Genomic DNA, 12,153 nt, shown 5'->3' with positions numbered 1-12,153 from the left:
AAATGAGCCGTTATGCCTGCGACCGCGTTTTCCCACGACGTTCAGCAATAAATGCGATCAGGAAGATGGCACCGATCAGATCGAAGAATCCCATCGCGACAAACAGCGGATTAAACCCAATTTTGTCGGCGGTGACGCCAATCAACAGCGAGAATAGGAAGCTGGCAATCCAGGCAAACGAACCGCGCATCCCGTTCACCGTTGCCATCTGCCCTTTATCAAACGATTCAACCACCAGTGCGCTCAACATGCAGGAAATCACCTGATGACCAAACCCACCGATGGAAATCAGCAGAATCGCCACCCACGGATCTTTACTGACGGCGACCAGCGCCAGCGACAGCATGAGAAACGCGCCCGTAACCGAACTCGCCACAATCGAGTTGACGCGCGAGCAGCCGAACCAGCGGACGTAGAGCCGGGTGAGGTAACCGCTGGCAACGCTGCCCAAATCGGCGGCAAGGAACGGCAGCCACGCGAACATCGCAATTTGTTTCAGATCCATCCCACGTTCATTCGCCAGATAGAGCGGCACCCAGAAACTAAGCACGGCCCACGCGGGCTCCGCCATAAAGGCTGGAATCGCGATACCGTAAAAGCGTTTGTTTTTTGAGACAGTTTTCAGTGCGGTGAAGAAAGGCAGTTTGACCGGAGGCGCCTCATTGTCCTGACGGATGAAATCCAGTTCCTCTCGGCTTAAATTCGGGTGATCTTCGGGGTTGTGGTAGAACAACCACCACAGCGCTACCCACAGCAGCGCCAACCCACCCGTGAACATAAACGCACCCTGCCAGCCCAGATAGGCATGCGCCACAACGATAATTGGCGGTGCCAGCATCGCACCGATGGAAAAACCGACACCGGCCCACCCTGCCGCAATCGGTCGTTCCTTTTTAGGGAACCATTCGCCCAGCGTTTTAGCATTCGCCGGTGTCGCTGCCGCTTCTGACGCACCCATAAAGAAACGCAAGATCGCCAGGTGCAGCCAGCTTCCCGCACCCGCGTGGAAGATACACATCAGCGCCCAGATCACCGCGCAGATCATAAAGCCCATTTTCAGACCGATGACATCGATCAACCAGCCGCAAATCGGCTGGAAAATGGTATAGGCCAGCTGGAATGCACCGACAATCCAGGAATATTGCTCGGTGGTAATGCCCATACTGGTTTTCAGTTCCGGTGCCAGAATGCCCAGCGAATTACGGGTGATGTAATTCACGGTAACGCCGAGCAGGAACAGGCTCAGCACCCACCAACGCAGGTTTCTGAATGTCCGTTTACCTTTGGTAGCGATGGAGGACGAATTGATGTCGAGACTCATGGTGACTCCTTTACAGGAAAGTAGGGTTACATTGGTCTGATATCTCGACGGCATTTTTGTATTTATAGCCTATCGAACAATCAAACCATTTTCATATCATTGTATTTATTGAGTTAAATCCTGTTTTACTGCCTCTAACCACTGAAATTGGTTTACCAAATCGAGAGTAGAACAATTGAAAATCGTGAAACACTCACTTTTTTGAAAACATTTTCATGCTATGGTCAAAATGCAGACAAAACCCTGCTTATAGCGCCTGAAAACAGGTAACAGATAGCTATGAAAACTTTGTCATTTTCGAAGGTGAACGGGATCACAAAATGAAAGGAAACCTGAAAATACGCGAAATTGCGCAGCGGACCGGCTACTCGATCAGTACGGTTTCACGCGTGCTATCTGGTCAGTCCAATACCAGCGAGCAGGCAAAAGCGGACATTCTCAACTGCGCCCGTCAGTGCGGCGTACTGGCCGATCTCGCCAACGGCCGTCTGCTCCTGAACGGACTCACTATCTTCGCCCCACCGCGCGCTTTTGATATTCGGTCCGACATCTTCTACCACAAGGTGGTACAGAGCATCATTGATGCCCTGAAGCCACACGATGTGCGAGTGCGCTACTGCGGGCTGGAGGAAAATGACAGCGATGCGGCGCTATTTTTAGACAAAATGCGCGATCCGGCCACGGAAGCGGCGCTGCTGATTGGCATCGACGATCCCTATATTCACGCACTGGCGGCGGACAGCGGTAAGCCCTGTATATTGATTAACTGCATTGACCGTAAGATGCGATTGCCGGGTGTGGCCCCCGCACACCGTTTGATAGGCGAGTTCTCCGCCCACTATCTCTTCGAGCAAGGGCACCATACTGTGTTGACGCTGCTGTGCCTGCGTCGCTACACGATGGAATTACGTCTGGACGGGATTCGGGATGCCTATCAGCACCATAATCTGCCGTTTTCCTCTGAGGATAATTTGCTGGCGTTAGATAATTTCAGCACGACGGATGCCGAACAGGCGATGACGACCTTTTTAACCCGCTGCCCACAAGATAAATGGCCTACGGCTATTCTCGCAGGCGGTGATTTCATTGCGGTCGGGGTGGTCAATGCTTTGACCAAAGCAGGACTGCGCGTGCCGCAAGATGTCTCGGTGATGAGTATGGATGGCTTCAATCTGTCGGCCATTCACGACGTCCCGCTCACATCGGTACATGTGCCGCGTGAGGCGCTGGGCGAAGAGGCCGTCAGGCTGTTGCAATATCGCCTGATCCGCCCCGAAGCCCCTCTAGGCAACCTGCTACTAAACGGCACGCTGGTAGTTCGCCAGTCCGTAAGACGGCTGCGTGCCAGTAAATCCGTTGCGCCGATACAGGATGAAAGCCTTTACGACTGATCCTGCAACCACACCTGCGCCGCGTCAAAGAAGTTCTGCGCCAGCGGCGTCGCTCGGCCAGCCTGGGCGACAACGACAGCTGCACGACGGCGCATTGGCGGAAATTGCAGCGGTCGCAGCGTTAATGCGGGCGTCATGTCTGGGATCAGGCTGCCGTGGGGCACAATGCCGCACCCGAGCCCGACATAGGCACTTTGGATCAGTTGCAGAACAGAAGAACTTTCCACCTTGACCCACGGCGAGATGCCAATTTCACGGAAATGGCTATCCAGATAGCGACGGAAATAGCGGCTTGCCTCCGCCAGACAGAGCGGAACCTCGGAAAGTGCGTCGAGTGCCAGCGGTGCTTCTCCCACCAACTGCGGAAAATGGTGCGGATGGAACAACAAGTCAACGCCCTGCTCCGTCAGCGGTGACGCCTGAAAGTGCAGCTCCTGTAGCGTCGAAAACTCAAAAAAGCCGATGCCAACATCCACCGAATGCGCATTCAGCGCCTCCAGCAACTGATCCGCACTGAACAGCGAGATCTGAAAATCCAACTGCGGGTAAACCTTGTTTACCGCCGCCAGCAGGCTCGACAGCGCGATACTGCTTTGCGGCACCGCACCGATGCGTAATACGCCGCTCACACCGCGTTTCAGCGACGCGACTTCCAGCTTTAGCCCCTGATAAACCGAGACGATTTCCCGCGCCCAGGCCAGCACGCGTTCACCTTCGGCGGTAAAGCCTTCAAAATTGTTACCCCGATTGATTAACGCCAGATCCAGCTCTCGCTCCAGATTTTTCAACCGCATGGAGAGCGTTGGCTGACTGACAAAACTGGCTTCCGCTGCCCGGCCAAAATGGCGCTCTTTCTCCAGATTGCACAGGTATTGCAGTTGCTTAATATCCATCGTCAGACTCTGTAGTGGGTAAGCCCGGAGTATATACCGATAAACCGCCTCTATCCCACCATAGCCGCATTTGATTAGACGCGATCGCCGACGGCACCTAAACTTCCCTCAAGAGCAAATATTTAAAATTTTGTTCACATAAAAAAAACATCATCACCTGCGGAACGTCTATGAAATTCAAACCATCCATCAAGCCATACCGCAATGCGGCTGGCGGCTGGGGCTCGTTGGAAGCCACCACGCGCTTTGTTCTCGACAGCAAGCAAGCGCTGAAAAATATCCGAAACTTGTTGCGGGTCAATAAATCGAAAGGATTTGACTGCCCCGGCTGTGCCTGGGGAGATGACAACAGCAGCACGTTCAGCTTCTGTGAAAACGGCGCGAAAGCGGTCAGTTGGGAAGCGACGCGCAAAGCGGTCGATCTGGATTTTTTCGCCGCCCACAGCGTCACGACGCTACGTCAGCAAAGTAACTATTTCCTTGAGTATCAGGGCCGCTTAACCCACCCGATGCGCTACGACCGTGCCAGCGATCGCTATGTCCCTATCGACTGGGATGCGGCGTTTGCGCTGATCGCTCACCATATCGGTAACATGGCACACCCTAATCAGGTGGAGCTTTATACGTCTGGCCGTGCCAGCAACGAGGCGTCTTATCTGTATCAACTTTTTGGCCGCATGCTGGGCACCAACAATTTTCCTGACTGCTCGAACATGTGTCATGAAGCTAGCGGAATCGGTCTGAAACAGAGTATCGGCGTCGGTAAAGGTACTATCCGGTTGGATGATTTCGAACACGCTGACGCGATTTTCGTCTTCGGGCAGAACCCTGGCACCAATCACCCACGCATGCTGCACAGCCTGCGCCATGCCGCCGATCGCGGTGCGCACGTCGTCTCGTTTAATACGCTACGCGAGCGCGGTCTGGAACGTTTTGCCAATCCGCAGAATCCGCTGGAGCTGCTCACGCCGCTGTCTGGCACCATTAGTGAAACCTACCTGCAACCCAATCTGGGCGGCGATATGGCCGCCGTGCGCGGCATGGTAAAAGCGATGCTGGAAACGCATCGCCAGCGCCTGTCCGCTGGGGAAGCGGGCTTATTCGATCAGGCTTTTCTGTCTACGCATACCCAACAGGTGGATGAGTACCTTGCGGTGGTTGATGCCACAAGCTGGCAGAAAATCGAACAGCAGTCCGGCCTGAGCGAAGCGCAGTTGCGCTATGTGGCAGCGATTTATCAGCAGTCGCCGCGCGTGATTTGCACCTGGGCGATGGGGATTACCCAGCACAAGCATTCCGTCGCCACCGTGCGGGAAATCGTGAATCTGCAACTGCTGTTCGGGCAGCTAGGGAAACCGGGCGCAGGGCTGTGTCCGGTACGCGGCCATAGCAATGTGCAGGGCAACCGCACCATGGGGATCGATGAGAAACCGACGGCTGCGTTTCTCGATCGTCTGGCCGCACATTATGACTTCACACCGCCTTACGCCGCAGGCCACAACACGGTAGAAGCGCTGGAAGCGATGCTACGCGATGAGATAAAAGTGCTGATCGCGCTGGGCGGTAACCTCGCCGCCGCCGCACCGGATTCGGCACGCACCGAAGAAGCACTCAGCCGCTGCGACCTGACGGTGCACATCAGCACCAAACTCAACCGCAGTCATCTGGTGACCGGCAAAGTCGATGCATTGATTCTGCCGACACTCGGCCGTACCGATCTCGATATGCAGGCCAGCGGCGCGCAGTTTATTACCGTCGAAGACTCTTTCAGCATGGTGCACGCGTCACAGGGTGTCGGGCAGCCGCTTTCGCCGTTGCAGCGTTCGGAAACCGCGATTGTTGCTGGGATTGCCAACGCGGTGCTCGGTCATGAAAAGCTCGACTGGCTGGCGCTGGCGGACGATTACTCACGTATCCGTGACCATATCGCCGCGACGATTCCCAACTTTACCGATTTTAATGCCAACTGCGACCTGCCGGGCGGATTCTATCTCGGTAACGCCGCGGCTGAACTGCACTTCAATACCCTCAACGGGAAAGCGCAATTCAGCTATGCCGCGCTGCCCGATACGCTGTTTCCGCAGCTACAAGGCAGCGATGTACCCTTTACGCTGCAAACCCTGCGCTCACACGATCAGTACAACACTACGATTTATGGTCTGGATGACCGCTATCGCGGCGTGTACGGGCAGCGAGAAGTGCTGTTCATGCATCCGGATGACATCAGCGCTTTGGGGCTGGAAGACGGCGATCTCGTCGATATCGAAACGCTGTGGAACGATGGTATTACCCGCGTCGTCAACGGCTTCAAGCTGGTGAGCTACGCGATTCCGCGTGGCAATCTGGCGGCCTATTACCCGGAAACCAACCCGCTGGTGCCGTTGTCCAGCTTTGGGGATGAGACGCATACGCCGACCTCTAAGTCTGTGCCGGTTGTCGTTCGTCGCAGTATGCAAGCGGAGTCTCTGTTGCGTATCGCCTAAGAACCTGCTCAGTAGGCTATTTTATTTGCCATTTTGAACCTGGGCAGTGCTCAAAATCCTCACGTACTACGTGTACGCTCCGGTTTTTCCGCGCTGTCCGAGTCCAAACTGGCTGCACCAATAACGCCTACTGAGATAGGTTCTACATCATAACTCGCATTGCAAAACCAATGGCATGCACGGCAGGTGGATACACTCCAATCAGCGTTGACTTTACTCGGATTTATCCGCGCTTCTGCTGCCGTTCGGCACCCACGCCACCCCCGATTATTCTTGCCGCCAGCACCCGATTCGAGTAAAACTGTGAGTTGCTAATTGAGCTACTCACAACCGTATTTCTGGACGCTATGTTTCAAGATAATCCGCTGCTTGCACAGCTAAAACAGCAACTTCACTCTCAGACACCGCGTGTTGAAGGTGTCGTCAAAGGCACCGATAAAGGATTTGGCTTTCTTGAAGCTGACGGACAAAAAAGCTATTTCATTCCCCCTCCGCACATGAAAAAAGTGATGCACGGTGACCGGATTACCGCCACCCTGCATACGGAAAAAGAGCGGGAAATTGTCGAGCCAGAAACGCTGATCGAACCCTTCCTTACCCGATTTGTTGGGCGCATCCATAAAAAAGACGACCGCTTATCCATTACGCCTGACCACCCGCTGCTGAAAGATGCCATCCCTTGCCGCGCCGCGCGCGATGTCACGCACGATTTTCAGGAAGGCGATTGGGCCGTAGCCGAAATGCGCCGTCACCCGTTGAAGGGCGACCGTGGATTTCATGCTGAACTGACGCAGTACATCACGACGGGCGATGACCCGCTGGTGCCGTGGTGGGTGACATTGTCACGTCATAATCTGGAGCGTACGGCTCCAGAGGTTGAAGCGACGGAGCGCCATGATGGCGAACTCGTCCGTGACGATCTCACCGCGCTGAGCTTTGTCACTATCGACAGCGCCAGCACTGAAGATATGGACGATGCACTATACGTGCAGGACAACGGCGATGGTTCGTTGCAATTAACCATCGCGATTGCCGATCCGACCGCGTATGTCGCGGCGGGTAGCGAACTGGACAACATTGCACGCCAGCGCGCCTTTACCAACTATCTGCCTGGCTTCAACATCCCGATGCTGCCGCGCCCGCTGTCGGACGATATCTGTTCCCTGCGCCCGGACGAGCGTCGCCCTGTCCTCGCCTGTCGCGTGACGATTGCCGCCGACGGTGCGCTGGGTGACGACATTCACTTCTTTGCCGCCTGGATCGAGTCCAAAGCTAAGTTAGCGTATGACAACGTCTCTGACTGGCTGGAAAATCAAGGCGAATGGCAGCCGCAAAACGACGCGATTGCTGAACAAATTCGTTTGCTGCACCGCCTCTGTCTGGCTCGTAGCGAATGGCGCACCACCCACGCGCTGGTGTTTAAAGATCGCCCGGATTACCGCTTCCTGCTGGGTGAGAAAGGCGATGTGTTGGATATCGTGGTTGAACATCGCCGCATCGCCAACCGTATCGTTGAAGAATCCATGATTACGGCCAACGTCTGTGCGGCCATTGTGCTGCGCGATAAGCTGGGCTTCGGCATCTATAACGTGCATAACGGCTTCGATCCTGCCTCGATCGAACAAGCAGTTGCCGTGCTGGATACCCACGGCGTTCAGGCCGATGCGCAAGCGCTGTTGACGCTGGAGGGCTTCTGTACGCTGCGCCGCGAGCTGGATGCCCAACCGACGCAGTTCCTGGACAGCCGCATTCGCCGCTTCCAGTCTTTCGCGGAAGTCAGCACCACGCCGGGGCCGCACTTTGGTCTGGGGCTGGAAGCTTACGCTACCTGGACATCGCCAATCCGTAAATACGGCGACATGGTAAACCACCGTTTGTTGAAAGCGGTTATCACCGGACAGGCTGCGGAAAAACCGCAGGACGACGTCACGGTACAACTGGCCGAACGCCGCCGCCTTAATCGTATGGCTGAGCGTGATGTTGGCGACTGGCTGTACGCTCGCTACCTCAGCGACAAAGCGGGTACCGACGTGCGCTTCAATGCGGAAATCATTGACGTCACACGCGGTGGCCTGCGCGTTCGCCTGCTGGATAACGGCGCAGTGGCGTTTATCCCGTCCTCCTTCATTCACGCCGTGCGCGATGAACTGGTGTGCAGTCAGGAAATGGGCACCCTCTCAGTGAAAGGCGACGTGGTTTATCGTCAGGGGGATACGCTGGACGTGGTCATCGCTGAAGTGCGTCTGGAAACCCGCAGCATCGTGGCAAAACCTGCCGCCTAAATGCCATGCCGCCGAGCCATCTCGGCGGACATGCAACCCTCATCACAGGAGTGTTCCCGATGAAGAAAATGACAATCGGTACATCCGCGATACAGGCTTCCAACATTGCGTTGGGCTGTATGCGAATGGCGAAGAAAAGCACGAGTGAAGCGGCTGACATCCTCAATGCTTCCGTCGAAGCAGGCATCGATTTCTTCGATCACGCCGATATCTATGGCTCAGGATTGTCAGAAGAGATTTTCGCCGCTGGTTTACAGAAGACCGCCATCCGCCGCGAATCCATTTTTCTGCAATCCAAATGCGGCATTCGTCAGGGCTTTTTTGACTTCTCTAAAGCGCACATCATCGCGTCCGTCGAAGGTAGTCTGAAACGCTTAAAAACGGACTATCTTGATACGCTCCTGCTGCACCGCCCGGACACGCTGTTCGAACCCGATGAAGTCGCGGCCGCTTTCGATGAGCTGGAAAGCAGCGGAAAAGTGCGCCATTTCGGCGTCAGCAATCAGAACCCGTTGCAGATTGAGCTGCTGAAGCAATCCGTACGTCAACCGCTGATCGCCAACCAGTTGCAGTTCAGCATCATGCACACGGGCATGATTGATGCTGGCTTTAACGTGAATATGACGAACCCGGCATCGGTGAATCACGATGGTGCGATTCTGGAATACAGCCGTCTGAATACCATGACGATTCAGGCCTGGTCGCCCTTCCAGTACGGCTTTTTTGACGGTGTTTTCCTCGATAACGAGAAATTCCCTAAGCTAAACGCCACCCTTGATCGCATCGCTGAGCAACATCGCGTCACCAATACCGCGATTGCCACCGCGTGGATCTTGCGTCACCCTGCCGCGATGCAGGTGATTATCGGCACCATGAGTCCAGAACGTATCCGTGACATCGCAGCGGCGTCTACCCTGTCGCTCAGCCGCGAAGAATGGTACGAAATTTACCGCGCCGCCGGAAACGTTCTGCCTTAAGAAAGATTTTGCCTTCAACACACGAGCCCTGCTTATCCCTTGCAGGGCTTCACATTTTTACCGCTCCAGCACGTTAGCCCTTGTTTGGCCTTTAATTTTCTTTACAAAAATTCACCTTCGCTCACATTTTCTCATCCATTCCCTTCTCTTCGCCATTAAACCCACTATTGTTAAATTGCATTAACACCCGCGCTATACCTTTTCTGAATAACGAAGGAGCCGTTGTTATGAGTAACGTAAAGAGCATTGTGATCTGGCTGCTAGTCGGCCTGGCGGGCGCCTTTTCGTTCGCCACGCTGGCGCTAAGCCGCGGTGAACACGTGAATGCCGTGTGGTTGGTTATCGCGGCGGTATCGTGTTACAGCATCGCCTATCGGTTTTACAGCCTGTTTATCGCCAAAAAAGTGTTTGAGCTCGACGATCGCCGGCTGACACCGGCGGAGCGTCATAACGACGGTCTGGATTACGTTCCCACCAATAAATGGGTCCTGTTCGGCCACCACTTCGCCGCCATCGCCGGAGCCGGGCCGCTGGTCGGGCCGATTCTCGCCGCACAGATGGGCTTCCTCCCCGGTACGATCTGGATTTTGGTCGGCGTCATGCTGGCGGGTGCCGTGCAGGATTTTCTGGTGCTATTTATTTCAACCCGCCGGGACGGTCGTTCTCTGGGGGAGATGGCAAAACAGGAGCTGGGCACGTTCGCGGGTATTATCACCATGCTTGGCGCGCTGGGCGTGATGATCATCATTCTCTCGGCGCTGGCGCTGGTTGTCGTTAAAGCGCTGGCAGAAAGCCCGTGGGGATTGTTCACCATTGCCGCCACCATCCCTATCGCGCTCTTCATGGGCGTTTACATGCGCTTTTTACGTCCGGGCAAAATCGCTGAAGTCTCTATCATCGGCTTTGTACTGATGATGCTAGCGATTGTGTATGGCGGTAACATCGCCGCACACCCCTACTGGGGGCCGTTCTTCACATTGAAAGGAACCTCGCTCACCTGGATTCTGGTGATTTACGGCTTCGTGGCCTCAGTCCTGCCCGTCTGGCTACTGCTGGCACCGCGTGATTATCTCTCTACGTTCCTGAAAATCGGGGTTATTGTCGGGTTGGCTTTCGGTATTGTGTTCGCCATGCCGGAAATGAAAATGCCTGCCGTTTCTCGTTTTATTGACGGCACCGGCCCGGTCTTCTCCGGTACGCTGTTCCCCTTCCTGTTTATCACCATCGCCTGCGGCGCGATTTCCGGCTTCCATGCGCTGGTTTCCAGCGGCACCACGCCGAAGCTGGTTGAACGGGAAAGCCATATCCGCTTCATCGGCTATGGCGCAATGTTGATGGAATCCTTCGTGGCGATTATGGCGCTGATTTGTGCCTCGGTTATCGAACCGGGTATCTACTTCGCCATGAACTCACCCGCTGCCTTGATCGGTACCACGGTTGAGAGCGCCTCGTTAGCCATCAATAACTGGGGATTTGTGATTACCCCACAGGAATTGAGCGCCATTGCCAATGACGTTGGCGAAGCCTCTATTCTTTCCCGCGCCGGCGGTGCGCCGACCTTCGCGGTGGGCATGGCCTACATCATCACCGAAATCTTTAACAGCCGGGCGATGATGGCATTCTGGTATCACTTCGCGATTCTGTTTGAAGCCCTGTTCATTCTGACTGCCGTTGACGCCGGGACGCGCGCCTGTCGTTTCATGGTGCAGGATCTGGTCGGTATTGCGATTCCAAGACTGGCGAACAGCCACTCCTGGCTGGGGAATTTGGCCGGTACAACCGTTGCCGTTTCCGGTTGGGGATTCTTCGTCTATCAGGGCGTGATCGATCCGCTAGGCGGCATCAACACGCTCTGGCCGCTGTTCGGTATCGGTAACCAGATGCTGGCTTCGATGGCGTTGATTCTCGGCACCGTGGTATTGTTTAAGATGAAGAAACAGCGCTATGCGTGGGTGACTATCGTGCCTACCGTCTGGCTGTTTATTACGTCGATGACGGCGGGTTGGCAGAAAATCTTCCATGAAAAACCGAGCATCGGCTTTCTGGCTCAGGCAAAACGCTTCGCGACGGGTATTGAACAGAACACGCTGATTGCACCAGCCAAATCAATTAAAGACATGGAAACCATCGTCTTCAGTAATCAGATCAACGCCGCACTGTGCGGGTTCTTCATGCTGGTGGCGGTGACAATGCTGATTTCAGCCTTCTTCGTCATTCGTCGTGCAATGAATAGCGATGTCCCAACGGCAAAAGAGAGCCCGATTGTCTTACGAGACGGCGCTCAGCCTTAAACGTCATCGGCGTAACCCCTTCGATCCCTCCCTCGCGGAGGGATTTTTTATGCCTAGCCCCCGTTAGGCTGGGGGAGCGTAAAGCTTTCAGCTATACATTAGGTTATAAAACCTCTTTCGATTTTTTTAAAATACCTTGCGTTCTAGCAAATGCAAAAGCTAAACAAAAAATTGAAAGAGGGTACCAATGGGGAACGAAAAGAGCTTGGCACTCACATGATGGAACTGTAAATATCACATAGTCGTTGCGCCGAAATACCGAAGGCAGGTGTAGAAGCACTTAGAATACGGATGCATTGTGGACATCTGGACGTCACTAGTACCCTTTAACGGATTGAGAGAAATCACATCAGGCAAACACTTCAAAGCGAAGTGCGCATACACCATCCTTTGTGCAATTTTCATGTAATCTAAGATCCAATGAAGTGTAATAATGTTTCCTCCATTAATCATAAAATATATCGCAAAAGAGTAGCGTAGAACATGAGTCGCTTGTCCCAGTGGTAATAAACCAA

The 12,153-nt window shown here is 54.5% G+C and carries 7 protein-coding genes and 2 pseudogenes; 6 read left to right on the top strand and 3 right to left on the bottom strand.

The features are described from left to right. Positions 1 to 10 precede the first annotated feature (10 nt). A complete protein-coding gene (locus MYB54_RS09670) occupies positions 11 to 1,321 on the bottom strand; it encodes an MFS transporter (protein WP_014915704.1) in 1,311 nt (436 codons plus the stop codon). 320 nt (positions 1,322 to 1,641) lie between these two features. Here MYB54_RS09670 and MYB54_RS09665 point away from each other — a divergent pair, with 320 nt between their 5' ends. Further along, positions 1,642 to 2,712: a LacI family DNA-binding transcriptional regulator gene (locus tag MYB54_RS09665; RefSeq protein ID WP_248721842.1), complete on the top strand. Its 1,071-nt coding sequence runs from the start codon at positions 1,642 to 1,644 to the stop codon at positions 2,710 to 2,712. Here MYB54_RS09665 and MYB54_RS09660 read toward each other — a convergent pair. After that, on the bottom strand, positions 2,703 to 3,605 hold the full coding sequence (locus MYB54_RS09660; protein WP_248721841.1) for a LysR family transcriptional regulator: 903 nt from the start codon (positions 3,603 to 3,605) through the stop codon (positions 2,703 to 2,705). The genes MYB54_RS09665 and MYB54_RS09660 overlap by 10 nt on opposite strands. Positions 3,606 to 3,775: 170 nt before the next feature. Between MYB54_RS09660 and MYB54_RS09655 the strand changes: the two genes are divergently transcribed. From MYB54_RS09655 to MYB54_RS09635, 5 genes and pseudogenes are all read left to right on the top strand, one after another. After that, entirely contained in the window at positions 3,776 to 6,088 is a 2,313-nt protein-coding gene (locus tag MYB54_RS09655; RefSeq protein ID WP_248721840.1) for an FdhF/YdeP family oxidoreductase, read from the top strand. A 347-nt stretch (positions 6,089 to 6,435) separates the two neighbouring features. After that, positions 6,436 to 8,370 (top strand): exoribonuclease II, encoded by a 1,935-nt coding sequence (locus MYB54_RS09650; protein ID WP_039288967.1) that lies wholly within the window; start codon positions 6,436 to 6,438, stop codon positions 8,368 to 8,370. 59 nt (positions 8,371 to 8,429) lie between these two features. After that, complete coding sequence (locus MYB54_RS09645) at positions 8,430 to 9,347, top strand: aldo/keto reductase (protein WP_014915709.1); 918 nt, start codon at positions 8,430 to 8,432, stop codon at positions 9,345 to 9,347. A 227-nt stretch (positions 9,348 to 9,574) separates the two neighbouring features. Then, positions 9,575 to 11,638 (top strand): carbon starvation CstA family protein, encoded by a 2,064-nt coding sequence (locus tag MYB54_RS09640; protein ID WP_205557675.1) that lies wholly within the window; start codon positions 9,575 to 9,577, stop codon positions 11,636 to 11,638. Between the two features lie 187 nt (positions 11,639 to 11,825). Further along, positions 11,826 to 11,909: pseudogene (locus MYB54_RS09635) on the top strand (IS200/IS605 family transposase); the annotation flags it as partial. On the opposite strand, the pseudogene MYB54_RS09630 reads toward MYB54_RS09635, so the two are convergent. After that, positions 11,873 to 12,145 (bottom strand): annotated as a pseudogene (locus tag MYB54_RS09630) (hypothetical protein); the annotation flags it as partial. The pseudogenes MYB54_RS09635 and MYB54_RS09630 sit on opposite strands and share 37 nt — an antisense overlap. Positions 12,146 to 12,153: the final 8 nt, after the last annotated feature.

The organism is Pectobacterium nicotianae, assembly GCF_023272715.1.
Classification (GTDB): domain Bacteria; phylum Pseudomonadota; class Gammaproteobacteria; order Enterobacterales; family Enterobacteriaceae; genus Pectobacterium; species Pectobacterium brasiliense.
Note: the sequence above shows the minus strand (reverse complement) of the source record. Positions and strands in the feature narration are given on the sequence as shown.

Coding starts and splice junctions, on each gene's coding strand:
- MYB54_RS09650 (WP_039288967.1), top strand. CDS start 6,436: ATGTTTCAAGATAATCCGCTGCTTGCACAGCTAAAACAGCAACTTCAC.
- MYB54_RS09660 (WP_248721841.1), bottom strand. CDS start 3,605: ATGGATATTAAGCAACTGCAATACCTGTGCAATCTGGAGAAAGAGCGC.
- MYB54_RS09645 (WP_014915709.1), top strand. CDS start 8,430: ATGAAGAAAATGACAATCGGTACATCCGCGATACAGGCTTCCAACATT.
- MYB54_RS09655 (WP_248721840.1), top strand. CDS start 3,776: ATGAAATTCAAACCATCCATCAAGCCATACCGCAATGCGGCTGGCGGC.
- MYB54_RS09665 (WP_248721842.1), top strand. CDS start 1,642: ATGAAAGGAAACCTGAAAATACGCGAAATTGCGCAGCGGACCGGCTAC.
- MYB54_RS09670 (WP_014915704.1), bottom strand. CDS start 1,321: ATGAGTCTCGACATCAATTCGTCCTCCATCGCTACCAAAGGTAAACGG.
- MYB54_RS09640 (WP_205557675.1), top strand. CDS start 9,575: ATGAGTAACGTAAAGAGCATTGTGATCTGGCTGCTAGTCGGCCTGGCG.